The sequence below is a fragment of the Salmonella sp. SAL00670 genome, from assembly GCF_046552235.1.
Classification (GTDB): domain Bacteria; phylum Pseudomonadota; class Gammaproteobacteria; order Enterobacterales; family Enterobacteriaceae; genus Salmonella; species Salmonella enterica.
Window position 1 is genome coordinate 14,093 of record NZ_JBGDUO010000014.1, and the last position, 17,710, is coordinate 31,802.

General features: G+C 55.9%; 18 protein-coding genes and 1 riboswitch. Of the genes, 8 read left to right on the forward strand and 10 right to left on the reverse strand.

Going from position 1 to position 17,710, the window contains the following annotated elements:
• Positions 1 to 124: 124 nt before the first annotated feature.
• From thiH to rsd, 7 genes are all read right to left on the reverse strand, one after another.
• A complete protein-coding gene (gene thiH / locus ACLJRS_RS23075) occupies positions 125 to 1,258 on the reverse strand; it encodes a 2-iminoacetate synthase ThiH (RefSeq protein ID WP_000847565.1) in 1,134 nt (377 codons plus the stop codon).
• Positions 1,255 to 2,025, reverse strand: coding sequence for a thiazole synthase (gene thiG / locus ACLJRS_RS23080; RefSeq protein WP_000944071.1), 771 nt, complete (start codon positions 2,023 to 2,025; stop codon positions 1,255 to 1,257). Before thiG ends, thiH begins: the two co-directional genes overlap by 4 nt.
• A gap of 1 nt (position 2,026) precedes the next feature.
• A complete protein-coding gene (gene thiS, locus ACLJRS_RS23085; RefSeq protein WP_001166841.1) occupies positions 2,027 to 2,227 on the reverse strand; it encodes a sulfur carrier protein ThiS in 201 nt (66 codons plus the stop codon).
• Complete coding sequence (thiF, locus tag ACLJRS_RS23090) at positions 2,208 to 2,966, reverse strand: thiazole biosynthesis adenylyltransferase ThiF (RefSeq protein ID WP_000999777.1); 759 nt, start codon at positions 2,964 to 2,966, stop codon at positions 2,208 to 2,210. Before thiF ends, thiS begins: the two co-directional genes overlap by 20 nt.
• The gene (gene thiE / locus ACLJRS_RS23095; RefSeq protein WP_000284634.1) at positions 2,959 to 3,594 is read right to left on the reverse strand and encodes a thiamine phosphate synthase; all 636 of its coding nucleotides are present in this window, start codon (positions 3,592 to 3,594) and stop codon (positions 2,959 to 2,961) included. Before thiE ends, thiF begins: the two co-directional genes overlap by 8 nt.
• The gene (thiC, locus tag ACLJRS_RS23100) at positions 3,594 to 5,489 is read right to left on the reverse strand and encodes a phosphomethylpyrimidine synthase ThiC (protein ID WP_000108413.1); all 1,896 of its coding nucleotides are present in this window, start codon (positions 5,487 to 5,489) and stop codon (positions 3,594 to 3,596) included. The genes thiE and thiC overlap by 1 nt, the downstream gene beginning before the upstream one ends.
• Before the next feature lie 86 nt (positions 5,490 to 5,575).
• A riboswitch (TPP riboswitch) is annotated at positions 5,576 to 5,800 on the reverse strand.
• Between the two features lie 52 nt (positions 5,801 to 5,852).
• Positions 5,853 to 6,341, reverse strand: a complete 489-nt coding sequence (rsd, locus tag ACLJRS_RS23105; RefSeq protein WP_000934315.1) for a sigma D regulator — start codon at positions 6,339 to 6,341, stop codon at positions 5,853 to 5,855.
• A gap of 92 nt (positions 6,342 to 6,433) precedes the next feature.
• Between rsd and nudC the strand changes: the two genes are divergently transcribed.
• The 6 genes from nudC (at position 6,434) to ACLJRS_RS23135 (ending at position 10,788) form a co-directional block, all read left to right on the forward strand.
• Complete coding sequence (gene nudC, locus ACLJRS_RS23110; RefSeq protein ID WP_000373958.1) at positions 6,434 to 7,207, forward strand: NAD(+) diphosphatase; 774 nt, start codon at positions 6,434 to 6,436, stop codon at positions 7,205 to 7,207.
• A 40-nt stretch (positions 7,208 to 7,247) separates the two neighbouring features.
• The gene (hemE, locus tag ACLJRS_RS23115; RefSeq protein ID WP_000137628.1) at positions 7,248 to 8,312 is read left to right on the forward strand and encodes a uroporphyrinogen decarboxylase; all 1,065 of its coding nucleotides are present in this window, start codon (positions 7,248 to 7,250) and stop codon (positions 8,310 to 8,312) included.
• A 9-nt stretch (positions 8,313 to 8,321) separates the two neighbouring features.
• Positions 8,322 to 8,993: a deoxyribonuclease V gene (gene nfi / locus ACLJRS_RS23120; RefSeq protein WP_000362363.1), complete on the forward strand. Its 672-nt coding sequence runs from the start codon at positions 8,322 to 8,324 to the stop codon at positions 8,991 to 8,993.
• A 41-nt stretch (positions 8,994 to 9,034) separates the two neighbouring features.
• On the forward strand, positions 9,035 to 9,625 hold the full coding sequence (locus ACLJRS_RS23125; RefSeq protein ID WP_000940092.1) for a YjaG family protein: 591 nt from the start codon (positions 9,035 to 9,037) through the stop codon (positions 9,623 to 9,625).
• Positions 9,626 to 9,811: 186 nt separating this feature from the next.
• Positions 9,812 to 10,084: a nucleoid-associated protein HU-alpha gene (hupA, locus tag ACLJRS_RS23130; RefSeq protein ID WP_001044509.1), complete on the forward strand. Its 273-nt coding sequence runs from the start codon at positions 9,812 to 9,814 to the stop codon at positions 10,082 to 10,084.
• 11 nt (positions 10,085 to 10,095) lie between these two features.
• Positions 10,096 to 10,788: a DUF1481 domain-containing protein gene (locus ACLJRS_RS23135; protein ID WP_001083930.1), complete on the forward strand. Its 693-nt coding sequence runs from the start codon at positions 10,096 to 10,098 to the stop codon at positions 10,786 to 10,788.
• Positions 10,789 to 10,829: 41 nt separating this feature from the next.
• On the opposite strand, the gene zraP is transcribed toward ACLJRS_RS23135, so the two are convergent.
• Positions 10,830 to 11,285: a zinc resistance sensor/chaperone ZraP gene (gene zraP / locus ACLJRS_RS23140; RefSeq protein WP_000828129.1), complete on the reverse strand. Its 456-nt coding sequence runs from the start codon at positions 11,283 to 11,285 to the stop codon at positions 10,830 to 10,832.
• 253 nt (positions 11,286 to 11,538) lie between these two features.
• Between zraP and zraS the strand changes: the two genes are divergently transcribed.
• Positions 11,539 to 12,936 carry a two-component system sensor histidine kinase ZraS gene (zraS, locus tag ACLJRS_RS23145; RefSeq protein ID WP_001520390.1) on the forward strand — a complete coding sequence of 466 codons (1,398 nt, stop codon included), beginning with the start codon at positions 11,539 to 11,541 and terminating at the stop codon, positions 12,934 to 12,936.
• Positions 12,937 to 12,941: 5 nt separating this feature from the next.
• Complete coding sequence (zraR, locus tag ACLJRS_RS23150; protein WP_000617930.1) at positions 12,942 to 14,267, forward strand: sigma-54-dependent response regulator transcription factor ZraR; 1,326 nt, start codon at positions 12,942 to 12,944, stop codon at positions 14,265 to 14,267.
• On the opposite strand, the gene purD is transcribed toward zraR, so the two are convergent.
• On the reverse strand, positions 14,264 to 15,553 hold the full coding sequence (purD, locus tag ACLJRS_RS23155; protein ID WP_000866772.1) for a phosphoribosylamine--glycine ligase: 1,290 nt from the start codon (positions 15,551 to 15,553) through the stop codon (positions 14,264 to 14,266). The genes zraR and purD overlap by 4 nt on opposite strands.
• A gap of 15 nt (positions 15,554 to 15,568) precedes the next feature.
• Positions 15,569 to 17,158: a bifunctional phosphoribosylaminoimidazolecarboxamide formyltransferase/IMP cyclohydrolase gene (purH, locus tag ACLJRS_RS23160; RefSeq protein ID WP_001187512.1), complete on the reverse strand. Its 1,590-nt coding sequence runs from the start codon at positions 17,156 to 17,158 to the stop codon at positions 15,569 to 15,571.
• Positions 17,159 to 17,710 lie beyond the last annotated feature (552 nt).

Genomic DNA, 17,710 nt, shown 5'->3' on the forward strand with positions numbered 1-17,710 from the left:
AATTTGCCCTAGTCAGCTTCCATTGCTGACGATGACAAAATAAAAAAACGGGAGGTCGATAACAATCTCCCGTTTTTCGCATTACGTACTCGTTCGTGAAATACTAATGCGTTTACATACGGGTTCACCGCGTTTGCGAAGCGCGCCCCAGCCAACTGTCCCAGTCTTTCCAGACGGGCTGCAATCCTTGCGCGCTTAACGCGCTTGCTACTGTTTCAGGCCGACGGGCATCGTGGGGAGAAAACTGCTCCAGTTCCGGATGATCGTCAGCGTAGCCGCCGGGCTGCGTTTTTGAGAAGGCGCTGACGTTGTTGATTGCCAGAGGAATCACATGGTCTCGAAACCACGGCGATTCGCGGGTGGAGAGTGATAATTCAATTTCCGGCGCCAATAACCGGAAAGCGCAAATCGTTTGCACCAGTTGCTTTTCATCCATCACAGATGCGGGTTCCACACCGCCAGTACACGGACGCAGACGCGGGAAGGAAACAGAATAGCGACTCTGCCAGTAGTGTTTCTGCATCCACAACAGATGCTCCGCCACCATATAGCAATCCACCCGCCAGTTGTCCGACAGACCAATTAGCGCGCCAAGACCGATTTTGTCGATACCTGCCCGGCCTAACCGATCCGGCGTTTCCAGCCGCCAGAAAAAGTCCTGTTTCTTTCCCTTCAGGTGATGCTGTGCATAGATTGCCTCATGATAAGTCTCCTGATAAACCATCACGCCATCGATCCCCAGTGTTTTGAGCTCCGCATAGTTTTCTTGCGACAAGGGCTGGACTTCCATCTGTAAAGAGGAAAATTGACGGCGGATGGTGGGTAAATGACGGCGAAAATAGTCCATGCCGACTTTGGCCTGATGTTCGCCGGTGACTAACAGCAGATGCTCAAAGCCCAGTTTACGGATAGCATCGCACTCCCTTTGAATATCCACCTCATCCAGCGTTTTACGCTTAATGCGGTTGCTCATCGAAAAACCGCAGTAGGTACAGTCGTTGGCACAGAGGTTTGAGAGATAAAGCGGCACGTAGAAACTGACGGTGTTGCCAAAGCGTTGTCGGGTCAGCCTTTGCGCCCGCTGCGCTATCGGTTCCAGATAATCGGCGGCGGCGGGGGAGAGCAGTGCCATCAAATCATCCCGGCTAAGATGCGCGGCGTTCAGCGCACGTTCCACGTCAGCGGCGGTTTTACCATTGATGCGCAGGCGAATATCGTCCCACTCCAGTTGCCGCCAACGGTCGGTGAAGGTTTTCATGCTAACGCCTCCAGAAATCCGGTGAGCGGGCTGGTGGCGTTGGCGTAGGTGCTACGATTACCCGGCACCGCCTGACGCGCCAGTAATCCGGCTTCCACCGCCAGACGGAAAGCGGTTGCCATCATCACCGGATCGTCCGCCACGGCAATCGCCGTGTTGACCAGCACGGCATCAGCGCCCATTTCCAGCGCTTGAGCGGCATGGCTGGGCACGCCAATGCCCGCATCAACCACCACCGGTACGGTGGACTGCTGGATAATAATCTCCAGCATCGCTTTGGTTTCCAGCCCCTGATTCGAACCGATAGGCGCGCCGAGCGGCATCACCGCCGCGCAGCCGACCTCTTCCAGCCGCTTGCACAACACCGGATCCGCGCCGCAGTAGGGCAGCACCACAAAACCCTGCTTCACCAGCGCCTCGGCGGCTTTTAGCGTTTCGATCGGATCCGGCAATAGCCAGCGGGCGTCCGGGTGGATTTCTAATTTCAGCCAGTGGGTTCCCAGCGCTTCGCGCGCCAGTTGGGCGGCGAAGATTGCCTCTTCGGCGGTTTTCGCCCCGGAGGTATTGGGCAGCAGCGTGACGCCCGCTTCAATCAGCGGCGCCAGGATAGCGTCGTTGTGCTGACGTAAATCCACGCGCTTCATCGCCAGTGTCACCAACTGGCTGCCGGAGGCGCGAATTGCCTCGACCATCAGTTGCGATGAGGCAAACTTCCCGGTACCGGTGAACAGATGTGAATCAAACGTTTTGTCGGCAATACGTAACATATCAACCCCCTGCAATAACCTGAAAAAGCAGGATCTGGTCGCCTTCCTGCACGATTTGCTGCTGCCACTGCTCGCGCGGCAGGATCTGCTGATTGAGCGCTAGCGCCACGCCCGGTTTGAGCTGGTTGAGCTGGATAAGCAGCCCGCTGACGGTTTGCCCTTCGGCGCACTGCATCGGCTCGTCATTGAATTGAATTTGCATGTCGCCCTCCGCATACCGGACAGCCGCTGGCACGACGCAGCGCCAGGCTGCGCCACTGGCTGGTTTTACCGTCAAACAGGCGTAGCTCGCCGCTGGGCGTCTCAATACCGCTGAGTAATTTGATTGCCTCCAGTGCCTGCAAGGCGCCCATGACGCCAACAACCGGTCCGACGATACCGGCGGTACGGCAGTTGCGTTCAGGCTCGACATCGTCCGGCCACAGGCAGCGGTAACAGCCTTGTTCCCACGGTGGCGTGAGGACCATTAGCTGGCCGCCAAAGCCGACGGCGCTGGCGGAAATTAACGGAGTGTTGAGCTCCACGCAGGCGGTGTTAATCTCCTGGCGCGTCGCCATGTTATCGGTACAGTCGAGCACTACGTCGGCGTGTGCTACCGCATGCCGCAGTGCCTCGCCTTTTAGTCGCTGCTGGAGTGATACCAGTTCGATATCCGGGTTGAGCTGTGTCAGGCGCTGCTGGGCAACCTGAGATTTTGAACGCGCGATATCATCGGTGGTAAATAGAATCTGGCGCTGTAAATTGCTCAGATGAATATCGTCATCGTCTACCAGCGTCAGTGTGCCGATGCCTGCTCCCGCCAGATACAGCGCGGCAGGCGAACCCAATCCGCCTAAGCCGACAATCAATACATGGCTATTGAGCAACTTTTGCTGGCCTTCAATCGCGATATCGCCGAGCAGGATTTGCCGGCTGTAGCGCATAAAGTCACGGTCATTCATCGCCAACTCCCGCAATATCCAGTAACTGCGCGGTAGCGGCGCGCCAGTCGGCGGCCTGAGTAATAGCGCTGACCACGGCAATGCTGCCGACGCCGGTCGCCAGTACCGCCGGAGCGCGTTCCACACTGATGCCGCCAATCGCCACGGTGGGATAATCCGCCAGCCGGTCAATATGCCGCGCCAACTGCGCCAGCCCCTGCGGGGCAGAAGGCATCTGCTTGGTTTGCGTGGGGAAGACGTGTCCGAGTGCGATATAAGAAGGCTTAGCGGCGAGCGCGACGTCTATCTCCATATCATCGTGGGTCGATACGCCGAGACGTAACCCCGCCGCCTGAATGGCCTTCAGGTCGGTGGTTTCAAGGTCTTCCTGGCCCAGATGCACGCCGTAAGCGCGATGCTTAATTGCCAGCCGCCAGTAATCGTTGATAAACAGCCGGGCGTCATAACGACGCCCCAGCGCGATGGCAGCGATAACATCCGCTTCCACCTCTTCATCGCGTTTATCTTTGATACGCAGCTGGATGGTGCGTACGCCCGCCTCCAGCAGGCGTTCAATCCATGCAACGCTGTCCACCACCGGGTAAAGCCCGAGGCGGAACGGCACGGTCGGGAAATCAGGCTGATACATCAGGCTTCCTCCCGCTTGAGATAAATTTCGCCGCCTTTGGCGCGGAAGTCCTCTGACATATCCGCCATGCCGATTTCAATAGTTTGTGCAGCGGCGTAGTCGCGGACTTCCTGGCTGATTTTCATCGAGCAGAACTTCGGCCCGCACATGGAACAGAAGTGAGCGACCTTACCGGACTCCTGCGGTAGGGTTTCATCGTGATAAGCGCGGGCGGTGAAAGGGTCGAGCGCGAGGTTAAACTGGTCTTCCCAGCGGAATTCAAAGCGCGCTTTCGACATGGCGTTATCGCGGATCTGTGCGCCCGGATGGCCTTTCGCTAAGTCAGCGGCGTGGGCGGCGATTTTGTAGGTGATCAGCCCCTGCTTCACATCTTCTTTGTTCGGCAGGCCGAGGTGTTCTTTCGGCGTCACGTAACACAGCATCGCGCAGCCAAACCAGCCGATCATCGCCGCGCCAATGCCGGAGGTAAAGTGGTCATAGCCCGGCGCGATATCGGTGGTCAACGGCCCTAAGGTGTAGAACGGCGCTTCGTGGCAGCTCTCCAACTCTTCGGTCATGTTGCGCTGAATCATATGCATCGGCACGTGGCCCGGGCCTTCAATCATCACCTGCACGTCGTATTCCCAGGCGATTTTGGTCAATTCGCCCAGCGTATGCAGCTCGGAGAACTGCGCTTCGTCGTTGGCGTCCTGAATGGAGCCGGGGCGCAGGCCGTCGCCCAACGACAGGGAAACGTCGTAGGCGGCGCAGATTTCACAAATTTCGCGGAAATGTTCGAACAGGAAGTTCTCTTTGTGATGCGAGAGGCACCACTTCGCCATGATCGAACCGCCGCGCGAGACAATACCGGTCAGGCGTTTGGCGGTCATCGGCACGTAGCGCAACAGCACGCCCGCGTGAATGGTGAAGTAGTCGACGCCCTGTTCGGCCTGCTCCAGCAGCGTGTCGCGGAACGCTTCCCAGGTAAGATCTTCGGCGATCCCGTTGACCTTCTCCAGCGCTTGGTAGATCGGGACGGTGCCGATCGGTACCGGGCTGTTACGCAGGATCCATTCGCGGGTTTCGTGGATATAGCGGCCGGTGGAGAGATCCATCACCGTGTCTGCGCCCCAGCGCGTTGACCACACCAGCTTCTCCACCTCTTCTTCGATGGAGGAGGTGACCGCCGAGTTACCGATGTTGGCATTCACTTTGACCAGGAAGTTGCGGCCGATAATCATCGGCTCCGATTCCGGGTGGTTGATGTTGGCAGGGATAATCGCGCGGCCCGCGGCGACTTCATCACGCACGAATTCCGGCGTAATGTTTTCCGGTAGGCGCGCGCCAAAGTTCATGCCCGGATGCTGGTGGCGCAGCACTTCACTGCGAATGCGCTCACGGCCCATATTTTCACGGATGGCGATGAACTCCATTTCGGGAGTGACGATCCCCTTGCGGGCGTAGTGTAACTGGGTGACGCGCTTGCCCGCTTTAGCGCGTTTTGGCGTCAGCAGGCCGGTAAAGCGCAGATCGTCCAGGCCATCGTCGGCCAGACGTTCTCTGGTATAAGCCGAGCTACGGTCGTCTAATTCTTCGCTATCGTTACGTGCGTCAATCCATGGCTGGCGCAGTTTCGCCAGACCCTGCTGGACGTTAATCGCCACCTCAGGATCGCCATAGGGGCCGGAGGTGTCGTATACCGGTACGGCTTCGTTCTCTTCAAACTGCGGGTTGTCTTTACTGCCGCCGATGAGCGTGGGGCTAAGTTGAATTTCGCGCATCGGTACGCGAATATCATGCTGCGAACCGGTCACGTAGATGCGTTTCGAGTTGGGAAACGCGGTGCCTTCCAGCGTATCGATAAAATGCTGGGCTTTAGCGCGCTGCTCGCGGCGGGTTAACGTTGTTGTAGACATAGCTCATTCCAAAAAATTAAGGACGTGGCTTGTCAGACGACGGATGGAGTAATGGATGTGCGCCGCCCGTAAAGGCAGCAGCATAAAGCAGAATTACTCTTGTTCCCTTCGCAGGTATTAACCTGATCAGGTTCCGCGGATCCCGAATTAACGGTCTCAGCCTTTTCCACTTCATCCTTCGCGCTGCCTCTTCGTTGGCTTCGTCCGCTCACTCCAGTCACTTACTTATGTAAGCTCCTGGAGATTCACCGACTTGCCGCCTTGACGCATCACGAACGCTTTTGTGGAAAATTAGCACTCCGACAAGATAACCGCCCCTCCGAAGAGGGGGCTGAAGTAAACTACCCGTTACTCGCGCAGAACTCAAGCGGGACGTTTGACTCTGGCGCCGTCGTGCATCGCGTCAAACACCAGCATAATCAGCTTGTCTTCCAGCACAAAGCGGGCTTCCAGCGCTTCGCCGATATCTGACAGAGCTTGTTGAAATTCGAGACAATTATCGTGATCGATGGCAGTTTCCAGGCTGGTGTCGTAATAATCCATAATGCGCTGCGTATTATCTTCCAGCAGCGGCCAGATTTTTGCCGCATGTAAAAGCTGACCGTTTCCTTCCAATTTATGGAGAATACGTTCATAAATACTGAAGTGCCCGGCGGAAAGGTAATCGACCAGGCTCTGACAAAAATCATCCAGCGCTTTTTCATTCAGCCGCATGTACGATTCTTTGCCAGGCTTAATGCCAACCAGATTGTAGTAAGCCACGAGCAGGTGCTTACGTACATCCAGCCAGCGATCGACCAGTTTGTTGCTTCCGCCAACGCGCTCCGTCAGGTTTTCCAGCTGGTTTAGCATGATTGTCTCCGCAAGTTAGATAAAGGCTGCTCGCCATGAATGTAAAAATAATGTTAACAACATGCCAGTGAAGCAAAGGTAGTGCAAGAGCTATGGATCGTATAATTGAAAAATTAGAGAGTGGCTGGTGGATCGTCAGCCATGAACAAAAATTATGGTTGCCGTATGGGGAATTACCACACGGGCTGGCGGCAAATTTCGATCTTGTGGGGCAGCGCGCACTCCGGATAGGTGAATGGCAAGGCGAGCCCGTCTGGCTGGTGTTACAGCATCGACGCCATGATATGGGCTCGGTTCGCCAGGTTATCGATCAGGATGCAGGGCTGTTTCAACTGGCGGGACGTGGCGTACAGTTGGCGGAGTTTTATCGTTCGCATAAATTTTGCGGCTATTGCGGGCACCCTATGCACCCGAGTAAAACCGAATGGGCGATGCTGTGCAGCCATTGCCGCGAGCGTTACTACCCGCAAATCGCCCCTTGCATTATCGTCGCGATCCGCCGTGAGGATTCGATCCTCCTTGCCCAGCACGTTCGCCACCGCAACGGCGTGCATACCGTGCTGGCCGGGTTTGTTGAAGTCGGCGAAACCTTAGAACAGGCGGTCGCGCGAGAGGTAATGGAGGAGAGCGGGATTAAGGTGAAAAATCTGCGCTATGTGACTTCCCAGCCGTGGCCTTTCCCGCAGTCGTTGATGACCGCTTTTATGGCGGAGTATGACAGCGGCGAGATTGTCATCGACCCGAAAGAACTGTTGGAAGCAAATTGGTACCGTTATGACGATCTGCCGCTACTACCGCCACCGGGCACCGTCGCGCGCCGTTTGATCGAAGATACGGTGGCAATGTGTCGGGCTGAATATGATTGACATGTTACACTGGGCGCATCAACGCTAAAGGAATGTAAAAATGACCGAACTCAAAAACGATCGTTATCTACGTGCGCTGCTGCGCCAGCCCGTTGATGTTACGCCAGTGTGGATGATGCGCCAGGCGGGCCGTTATCTACCGGAGTACAAAGCCACTCGCGCTCAGGCGGGCGATTTTATGTCGCTGTGCAAAAATGCCGAACTGGCCTGCGAGGTCACTTTACAGCCGCTGCGCCGTTATCCGCTTGATGCGGCGATCCTTTTCTCGGATATCCTGACGGTTCCGGACGCGATGGGCCTGGGGCTGTACTTCGAAGCCGGGGAAGGCCCGCGCTTTACGGCCCCTGTCACCTGCAAAGCCGATGTCGATAAGTTGCCCATTCCCGATCCGGAGGATGAACTGGGCTACGTGATGAATGCGGTGCGTACGATTCGCCGTGAACTAAAAGGCGAGGTTCCGCTGATCGGCTTCTCCGGCAGCCCGTGGACGCTGGCAACTTACATGGTGGAAGGCGGCAGTAGCAAAGCCTTCACGGTGATTAAAAAGATGATGTACGCTGACCCGCAGGCGTTGCATCTGCTGCTGGATAAGTTGGCGAAAAGCGTCACGCTGTACCTCAACGCGCAAATCAAAGCGGGCGCGCAGTCGGTGATGATTTTCGACACCTGGGGCGGCGTGCTGACTGGCCGCGATTACCAGCAGTTCTCCCTCTACTACATGCATAAAATCGTCGATGGCCTGCTGCGTGAAAACGACGGTCGCCGCGTGCCGGTAACGCTGTTCACTAAAGGTGGCGGTCAGTGGCTGGAGGCGATGGCGGAAACCGGCTGCGACGCGCTGGGTCTCGACTGGACGACAGATATCGCTGATGCGCGCCGTCGCGTTGGCCATAAAGTGGCGCTGCAGGGCAATATGGACCCCTCGATGCTGTATGCGCCACCGGCACGGATCGAAGACGAAGTAGCGACTATACTTGCTGGTTTCGGTCAGGGAGAAGGGCACGTCTTTAACCTTGGACATGGCATCCATCAGGATGTGCCGCCAGAACATGCTGGCGCATTTGTGGAGGCAGTGCACCGACTTTCTGCGCAGTATCACAACTAAGGAGTTAGTATGGATCTCGCGTCGCTACGCGCTCAACAGATAGAACTTGCTTCATCGGTTTGCCGCGAAGATCGCCTGGACAAAGATCCGCCAGCGTTTATCGGCGGGGCGGACGTCGGTTTTGAGCAGGGGGGCGAGGTGACGCGGGCGGCGATGGTATTGCTGAAATATCCGTCGCTTGAACTGGTCGAGTACAAGGTGGCGCGTATTGCCACCACCATGCCGTATATCCCCGGCTTTCTCTCTTTTCGTGAATATCCTGCTCTGCTGGCGGCGTGGGAACAGCTCTCGCAAAAGCCCGATTTGCTGTTTGTGGACGGTCACGGTATTTCGCATCCGCGTCGGCTTGGCGTCGCCAGTCATTTTGGACTGTTGGTGGACGTGCCGACCATCGGCGTGGCGAAAAAACGGCTATGCGGTAAATTTGAACCACTTTCCACCGAACCTGGCGCACTTAGCCCCTTAATGGATAAAGGCGAGCAACTGGCGTGGGTATGGCGCAGCAAGGCGCGCTGTAATCCGCTGTTTATCGCGACAGGGCACCGGGTCAGTACTGACAGCGCGCTGGCGTGGGTACAGCGCTGTATGAAAGGGTATCGCCTGCCGGAGCCGACGCGCTGGGCGGATGCCGTCGCTTCCGGACGTCCGGCGTTTGTTCGTTGGCAAGAAATTCAGCGCTGATTCAGGTAAACTGCCGCTAATTTCCGATTCGAGATTCCATCATGTTACAAAACCCGATTCATTTGCGTCTGGAGCGGCTGGAAAGCTGGCAGCACGTTACCTTTATGGCCTGCTTGTGCGAGCGCATGTACCCGAACTACGCCATGTTTTGCAAGCAGACGGAATTCGGCGACGGACAGATCTACCGTCGCATTCTGGATCTGATCTGGGAAACCCTGACGGTGAAAGATGCAAAGGTCAATTTCGATAGCCAACTGGAGAAGTTTGAAGAGGCAATTCCGGCAGCTGACGACTATGATCTGTACGGCGTTTACCCAGCGATTGATGCCTGCGTCGCATTAAGCGAATTAATGCATTCTCGTCTTAGCGGCGAAACGCTGGAACACGCTATTGAGGTTAGTAAGACTTCCATTACTACGGTGGCGATGTTGGAAATGACTCAGGCTGGTCGGGAAATGACCGATGAGGAGCTCAAAACGAACCCTGCCGTTGAACAGGAATGGGATATTCAGTGGGAAATATTCCGACTTTTAGCCGACTGCGAAGAACGTGATATTGAACTGATAAAAGGGCTCAGGGCAGACCTGCGCGAGGCTGGTGAGAGCAATATCGGTATAAATTTTCAGCAATGACACCAGAAAACGTGATTTAACGTCTGATTTGTCGTGCCATAAGGCTTCCCTTATGCCCCCCGTCTGGTCTACATTTGGGAGGCGAAAAAAAGTGGCTATCGGTGCGTGTATGCAGGAGAGTGCTTTTCTGGCATTTCCGTCGCACTCGATGCTTAGCAAGCGATAAACACATTGTAAGGATAACTTATGAACAAGACTCAACTGATTGATGTAATTGCAGACAAAGCAGAACTGTCCAAAACCCAGGCTAAAGCTGCTCTGGAATCCACTCTGGCTGCTATTACTGAGTCTCTGAAAGAAGGCGATGCTGTACAACTGGTTGGTTTCGGTACCTTCAAAGTGAACCACCGTGCTGAGCGCACTGGCCGTAACCCACAGACCGGTAAAGAAATCAAAATCGCCGCCGCTAACGTACCGGCGTTTGTTTCTGGTAAAGCTCTGAAAGACGCAGTTAAGTAAGACGCGTAGCTGTGAACAGTTTTATCGAAGGGGCTCGTCAGCCCCTTTTGTCTGTCTGGCGTCGCGCGTTTCTGTTTTCTGGCGCGCTGTTGCTGACTGCCTGCAGTCATAACGCTTCACCGCCTCCGTTTACTGCCAGCGGCTTTGCCGGCGATCACGGCGCGGTGCGTATCTGGCGTAAAGATACGAACGATGAAGTCCATCTGCTTTCTGTTTTTAGCCCGTGGCATAGTGGTAGCACGACGACCAGCGAATATCGTTGGCAGGGTGATACGCTTTCGCTTATTGAACTCAATATTTACAGCAAACCTCCAGAACATATTCGCGCGCGTTTCGACGCTCATGGCGAACTCAGTTTTATGCAGCGTGAAGTCGGGGGGCAGAAGCAGCAGCTTTCCAACGATCAGATTGCCTTGTATCGCTATCGCGCCGAACAAATCCGTCAGACCAGCGACGCATTGCGCCTGGGGCGGGTCATACTACGCCAGGGACGCTGGCACGCCGACCATACGGTAACCACCTGTGAAGGTGAAACGCTGAAACCGGATCTGGACTCCTGGGCAATAAGCCACATTGAGCGCCGCCAGAACCACTCATCGGTAGAGGTGAGCGTAGCATGGCTGGAGGCGCCGGAAGGATCGCAACTTTTGCTGGTGGCGAATTCAGATTTTTGTCACTGGCAGCCGCAAGCGAAAAGCTTTTGATGGAATACCGGATGGCGAAGCCGCCATTCGGCAAACATGCTTTACCAGTTTCCCATACCCATGTGACCGCCGCCGCGATGATAACCGCCGCCATAGCCGCCGCAACCGCCATAGCCCATTCCTGCGCCGCGTGGTATGCCAGCCTGCGCCATCGCGACATCCCGTTTCACGCGTTGCTCATCTAACTTCTGGCCTAATGACTCCATCTCTTTGGCAACCGCGTTAATTTTCGCAGTATCCGGCGAACTGGCGGTCAGTAGCGCGTTGTATTCATAACGTTTGGATATCAGTTGCTGGCGCAGCGCGCTGGTCTGCGTATAGTAATCATCATAAATCTTCTGCGCCGTCGCCTGCTGTTCCGTGGTTAACGGGCTACCTCCCTGTTGCCACATACCGTCATTGTTGCCCCAGTGATGCCCGGCGAAGGCGGCGCCGGAGCTCAGGGCCAAAAGAGAGAGGGCGATTAGCGCGATAGCTGATTTATTGTTCCGTTTCATTTTGCGTTCTCCTGTTGCTCATCTTATCCTCTCTCTTGCATCTTCCGTGCCAGGTAACTATTCCTTGTTGGGCAGCGAGTTAACCCGCCTCAGGCGGCAAAAAGCGAGTAAAAATGACTCGCATGACCCGCCTGGCGAGTCATTTTTACCCACCCGTATCCGAAAGGGTGTGCGACACCGCGCGGTTATGCGGAGCGAAGAATGGCATGATCTCTGCTTAAGTAAGGAAAATAAAAACGAGCCGGGGAAGCCTGTGAGTTTTATACGATTACATAAAGATGCCGCTGCAACGTGGTTGAGTCGGCTGTTACCTGCGGCGATCTTCATTCTGGTGGGGCTATTTTCCATTATGGTCATTCGCGACTATGGCCGTGAGAGCGCTGCCGCCAGGCAGACGCTGCTGGAAAAGGGAAATGTACTCATTCGCGCTCTGGAGTCCGGCACGCGAGTAGGTATGGGAATGCGGATGCATCACGCGCAGCAGCAGACATTGCTGGAAGAGATGGCGGGTCAGCCAGGCGTGTTGTGGTTCGCTGTAACGGATGCGCAGGGGGTAATCATCACTCATAGCAACCCTGGCATGGTGGGCAAATCGCTCTATTCCCTATCTGAAATGCATCAACTAAACCCCGGGCCGCAGGAGCGTTGGCGGCGTGTCGACGTTGCTGCTAACGGCGAGACGGTGCCTGCGCTGGAAATTTACCGTCAGTTCCAGCCGCTTTTCGGTATGAGAGGTCACGGTATGAGGGGGCACGGCATGGCGCGTAGCGCCAATGACGACGAACCAGCGAAACAAACTATTTTTATTGCCTTTGACGCCAGCGAGCTGGCCGCGACACAGGCAAGGGAGTGGCGTAATACGCTGATTGTTTTGTCTGCGTTAGCGGCGGTGCTGTTGGCAACGTTACTGGCGTTTTTTTGGCATCAGCGTTATCAGCGCTCGCACAGAGAACTGCTTGATGCAATGAAGCGTAAAGAAAAGCTGGTGGCGATGGGGCATCTGGCGGCGGGCGTCGCGCACGAAATTCGTAACCCGCTCTCGTCCATCAAAGGGCTGGCGAAATACTTTGCCGAGCGCACGCCAGCCGGCGGCGAGTCGCATGAACTGGCGCAGGTGATGGCCAAAGAGGCCGACCGTTTGAACCGGGTGGTAAGCGAATTGCTCGAACTGGTAAAGCCCGCGCATCTGACGCTCCAGGCGGTTAACCTCAATGATATTATTACTCACTCCCTGAATCTGGTCAGTCAGGATGCCCAAAGCAGAGAGATTCAGTTGAGATTCACGGCGAATGAGACGCTTAAGCGTATTCAGGCTGACCCGGACAGGCTGACTCAGGTGCTGTTGAATCTGTACCTGAACGCTATTCATGCGATTGGCCGCCAGGGAACGATTACCGTAGAGGCAAAAGAAAGTGGGACCGACCGCGTTATCATCACTGTTACCGATAGCGGGAAAGGGATCGCCCCGGATCAGCTGGAGGCGATTTTTACGCCTTATTTTACGACCAAAGCTGACGGGACAGGCCTGGGGCTGGCTGTGGTGCAAAATATCATCGAACAGCATGGCGGCGCGATTAAGGTGAAAAGTATTGAGGGTAAAGGCGCGGTCTTTACTATCTGGTTGCCAGTGATAGCGAGACAACAGGATTAACAAGGGTGATACGCGGAAAAATCGATATTCTGGTTGTGGATGATGATGTAAGCCACTGCACGATTTTACAGGCGCTGCTTCGGGGCTGGGGCTATAACGTCGCTCTGGCCTACAGTGGGCATGATGCGTTGGCTCAGGTGCGTGAGAAAGTCTTTGATCTGGTACTGTGCGATGTGCGTATGGCGGAGATGGACGGTATCGCCACGCTGAAGGAGATTAAAGCGCTCAATCCCGCCATTCCGATTTTGATTATGACGGCATTTTCCAGCGTGGAAACGGCGGTAGAGGCGTTGAAAGCCGGCGCGCTCGACTATTTAATTAAACCGCTGGATTTTGACCGTCTGCAGGAGACGCTGGAAAAGGCGTTGGCGCATACGCGGGAAACGGGCGCTGAATTGCCATCGGCGTCGGCTGCGCAATTTGGCATGATAGGCAGCAGTCCGGCGATGCAACATTTACTGAATGAAATCGCGATGGTCGCACCATCAGACGCCACGGTATTGATTCACGGAGACTCCGGCACGGGTAAAGAGCTGGTGGCGCGGGCGCTACACGCCTGTAGCGCCAGGAGCGATAAACCGCTGGTCACGCTCAACTGCGCCGCGCTTAATGAATCGCTGCTGGAGTCCGAGCTGTTTGGTCACGAAAAAGGCGCGTTTACCGGCGCGGATAAACGTCGGGAAGGACGCTTTGTCGAAGCTGACGGCGGGACATTGTTTCTTGATGAGATCGGCGATATCTCGCCGTTAATGCAGGTACGTTTGCTGCGGGCGATTCAGGAGCGCGAAGTGCAACGCGTGGGAAGTAACCAGACGATATCTGTAGATGTTCGATTGATTGCCGCTACCCACCGCGACCTGGCGGAAGAGGTCAGTGCCGGGCGTTTTCGCCAGGATCTCTACTACCGTCTGAACGTGGTCACTATAGAAATGCCCGCATTATGTCAACGTCGGGAAGATATTCCGCTACTGGCGGAACATTTTCTCCAGCGTTTTGCCGCGCGTAACCGTAAAGCGGTGAAAGGTTTTACTCCGCAGGCGATGGATCTGCTGATTCACTACGGCTGGCCGGGGAATATCCGTGAGCTGGAAAACGCGGTAGAGCGGGCGGTGGTACTGCTGACGGGGGAGTATATTTCTGAACGCGAACTGCCGCTGGCAATTGCCGCGACGCCAATAAAAACGGAATACAGTGGCGAGATCCAGCCGCTGGTGGAAGTGGAGAAAGAGGTGATTCTGGCGGCGCTGGAAAAAACGGGCGGCAACAAAACGGAAGCCGCCCGTCAGTTAGGCATTACGCGTAAAACGCTGCTGGCGAAAATTTCGCGTTAGCGCTGTTCGCGTTCGATGGCGCGCCAGCCGATGTCGTTACGGCTGAAGCTGCCGTCCCAGCGGATGTCGGTCATCAGGGCGTAAGCGCGTTTCTGCGCTTCGGCGACGGTGTGGCCCAGCGCGGTGGCGCACAGGACGCGTCCGCCGCTGGTCAGCACACGGTCGTCATCGGCGAGTTTGGTGCCCGCGTGGAAAACCTTACCGTCAGCCACTTCTTCCAGCGGCAGGCCGTGGATCTCATCGCCAGTGTTGTAGTTGCCCGGATAACCGCCCGCGGCGATCACCACGCCTAATGAAGCGCGTTCGTCCCACTCGGAGGTTTTCTCATCCAGCTTGCCGTCGCAGGCGGCCAGGCAAAGATCCACCAGATCCGATTTCATGCGCAGCATGATCGGCTGGGTTTCCGGATCGCCGAAGCGGCAGTTGAACTCGATAACTTTCGGGTTGCCCTGCTTGTCGATCATCAGACCCGCATACAGGAAGCCGGTGTACGTGTTACCTTCTGCTGCCATGCCTTTCACGGTTGGCCAGATGATGCGTTCCATGGTGCGCTGGTGCACTTCATCAGTCACCACCGGCGCCGGTGAGTAGGCCCCCATACCGCCGGTATTCGGGCCGGTATCGCCATTGCCCACGCGTTTGTGGTCCTGGCTGGTAGCCATCGGCAGAACGTGCTCGCCGTCGACCATCACGATAAAGCTCGCTTCCTCGCCGTCGAGGAACTCTTCAATCACGATGCGGTGACCCGCGTCGCCAAAGGCGTTACCGGCCAGCATATCGTGTACGGCAGCTTCTGCTTCTTCCAGCGTCATCGCCACGATAACGCCTTTACCGGCGGCCAGACCATCGGCCTTGATGACGATCGGCGCGCCTTTCTCACGCAGATAAGCCAGGGCAGGCTCAATCTCGGTGAAATTCTGGTATTCCGCCGTCGGAATCTGGTGACGAGCGAGGAAATCTTTGGTGAAGGCTTTGGAGCCTTCCAGTTGCGCGGCGCCTTCGGTTGGGCCGAAGATCTTCAGGCCCGCCGCGCGGAACGCATCGACCACGCCAATCACCAGCGGCGCTTCCGGGCCGACGATGGTCAGATCGATCTTCTCGTTCTGGGCAAAGCTCAGCAGCGCTGGAATATCGGTGACGCCGATAGCCACGTTCTGCAACGCAGGCTCCAGCGCGGTACCGGCGTTACCCGGTGCGACAAAAACGGTATCAACCAGCGGCGACTGTGCGGCTTTCCAGGCCAGCGCGTGTTCGCGCCCGCCGTTACCAATGACTAAAACTTTCATCGTCTGCTCCCTGAATTAATGGCGGAAGTGGCGCATGTCGGTGAAGATCATCGCAATGCCGTGTTCATCGGCAGCGGCAATGACTTCATCATCACGGATAGAACCGCCAGGCTGGATAACGCAGCTCACGCCGACAGCGGCAGCGGCATCAATACCGTCACGGAACGGGAAGAAGGCGTCGGAAGCCATCGCGGAACCTTTCACTTCCAGACCTTCGTCAGCCGCTTTAATCCCGGCGATTTTCGCGGAGTAGACGCGGCTCATCTGGCCTGCGCCTATGCCGATGGTCATATTCTCTTTGGCGTAAACAATGGCGTTAGATTTCACGAACTTTGCCACTTTCCAGCAGAACAGCGCATCGCGCAGCTCTTGCTCGGTCGGCTGGCGTTTGGAAACCACGCGCAGTTCAGCTTCGCTCACCATACCCAGGTCACGATCCTGAACCAGCAGGCCGCCGTTAACACGCTTGAAGTCCAGACCCGGCACACGCTGTGCCCACTGACCGCAGGTCAGAACGCGCACGTTCTGCTTGGCGGCGGTGATTTTCAGCGCTTCTTCGCTGGCGGATGGGGCGATGATCACTTCTACGAACTGGCGGGAGATGATGGCCTGCGCGGTTTCGGCATCCAGCTCGCGGTTGAAGGCGATGATGCCGCCGAAGGCGGAGGTCGGGTCGGTTTTGTATGCGCGGTCGTAAGCGTCGAGAATAGAGGTACTTACCGCCACGCCGCACGGGTTGGCGTGCTTGACGATCACGCAGGCCGGCTCGTTGAACTCTTTCACGCATTCCAGCGCCGCATCGGTATCGGCGATGTTGTTATAAGAGAGGGCTTTACCCTGAACCTGGGTTGCGGTGGCAACGGACGCTTCTTTCACATTTTCTTCTATATAGAAGGCAGCCTGCTGGTGGCTGTTCTCGCCGTAGCGCATATCCTGCTTCTTAATGAAGTTCAGGTTCAGCGTACGCGGGAAGCGACCGGCGGCTTCTTTGCTCTCACCGTGGTAGGCCGGAACCATGCTGCCGAAGTAGTTGGCAATCATGCTGTCGTAGGCGGCGGTGTGTTCGAAGGCTTTAATCGCGAGATCGAAACGGGTGTCGAGGGTCAGAGAACCTTCGTTAGCATCCATCTCTTTAATAATGGCGTCGTAGTCGCTGCTCTTCACCACGATAGCGACGTCTTTATGGTTCTTCGCAGCAGAGCGCACCATGGTCGGGCCGCCGATATCGATGTTCTCTACCGCATCTTCCAGCGAGCAGCCTTCGCGTGCTACGGTTTCGGCGAACGGATACAGGTTAACGACAACCATATCGATAGGGGCGATGTGGTGCTGTTCCATAATGGCATCGTCCTGGCCGCGACGACCGAGGATGCCGCCGTGGACTTTTGGATGCAGGGTCTTTACGCGTCCATCCATCATTTCCGGAAAACCGGTGTAATCGGAAACTTCGGTCACCGGCAGGCCTTTTTCTGCTAACAGGCGGGCGGTGCCCCCCGTAGACAGCAGCTCCACACCGCGTGCGGAAAGTGCCTGGGCGAATTCGATGATACCGGCCTTGTCAGAAACACTGAGCAGAGCGCGGCGGACTGGACGACGTTGTTGCATGGTAAATCCCCTGGATTTGACGATTACAGAGAGCGTTAGCTGAATTTTTCGTGAAAAACTCAGCTAACGCCCCTTATGGGGTATTCTCATTTTGCGGCGACATTGTAACGAAAACGTTTGCGCAACGCTCGCGAATTTTTCTTTTTAAATTCTGGCCCCGCTTTTATCCCTGAAAGATCATTTGCAGAGTGAGAAGATCCAGGAGATGAACGCGCATTTTGTGGATAAGTCTGTGCGTAAATGGGTATAACCAGGGGTTTTGCTGGGGAATGCAGCAAACAGTCATTTTTCTGCAATTTTTCTATTGCGGTCAGCAGAGAACTCCCTATAATGCGCCTCCATCGACACGGCGGATGTGAATCACTTCACACAAACAGCCGGTCGGTTGAAGAGAAAAATCCTGAAATTCAGGGTTGACTCTGAAAGAGGAAAGCGTAATATACGCCACCTCGCAACAGTGAGCGAAAGCCGCGTTGCACTGCTCTTTAACAATTTATCAGACAATCTGTGTGGGCACTCGAAGATACGGATTCTTAACGTCGCAAGACGAAA

Bases quoted from the DNA above. Each gene is read 5' to 3' on its own strand.
- thiH (WP_000847565.1), bottom strand. From the start codon at position 1,258: ATGAAAACCTTCACCGACCGTTGGCGGCAACTGGAGTGGGACGATATT.
- thiG (WP_000944071.1), bottom strand. From the start codon at position 2,025: ATGTTACGTATTGCCGACAAAACGTTTGATTCACATCTGTTCACCGGT.
- thiS (WP_001166841.1), bottom strand. From the start codon at position 2,227: ATGCAAATTCAATTCAATGACGAGCCGATGCAGTGCGCCGAAGGGCAA.
- thiF (WP_000999777.1), bottom strand. From the start codon at position 2,966: ATGAATGACCGTGACTTTATGCGCTACAGCCGGCAAATCCTGCTCGGC.
- thiE (WP_000284634.1), bottom strand. From the start codon at position 3,594: ATGTATCAGCCTGATTTCCCGACCGTGCCGTTCCGCCTCGGGCTTTAC.
- thiC (WP_000108413.1), bottom strand. From the start codon at position 5,489: ATGTCTACAACAACGTTAACCCGCCGCGAGCAGCGCGCTAAAGCCCAG.
- rsd (WP_000934315.1), bottom strand. From the start codon at position 6,341: ATGCTAAACCAGCTGGAAAACCTGACGGAGCGCGTTGGCGGAAGCAAC.
- nudC (WP_000373958.1), top strand. From the start codon at position 6,434: ATGGATCGTATAATTGAAAAATTAGAGAGTGGCTGGTGGATCGTCAGC.
- hemE (WP_000137628.1), top strand. From the start codon at position 7,248: ATGACCGAACTCAAAAACGATCGTTATCTACGTGCGCTGCTGCGCCAG.
- nfi (WP_000362363.1), top strand. From the start codon at position 8,322: ATGGATCTCGCGTCGCTACGCGCTCAACAGATAGAACTTGCTTCATCG.
- ACLJRS_RS23125 (WP_000940092.1), top strand. From the start codon at position 9,035: ATGTTACAAAACCCGATTCATTTGCGTCTGGAGCGGCTGGAAAGCTGG.
- hupA (WP_001044509.1), top strand. From the start codon at position 9,812: ATGAACAAGACTCAACTGATTGATGTAATTGCAGACAAAGCAGAACTG.
- zraP (WP_000828129.1), bottom strand. From the start codon at position 11,285: ATGAAACGGAACAATAAATCAGCTATCGCGCTAATCGCCCTCTCTCTT.
- purD (WP_000866772.1), bottom strand. From the start codon at position 15,553: ATGAAAGTTTTAGTCATTGGTAACGGCGGGCGCGAACACGCGCTGGCC.
- purH (WP_001187512.1), bottom strand. From the start codon at position 17,158: ATGCAACAACGTCGTCCAGTCCGCCGCGCTCTGCTCAGTGTTTCTGAC.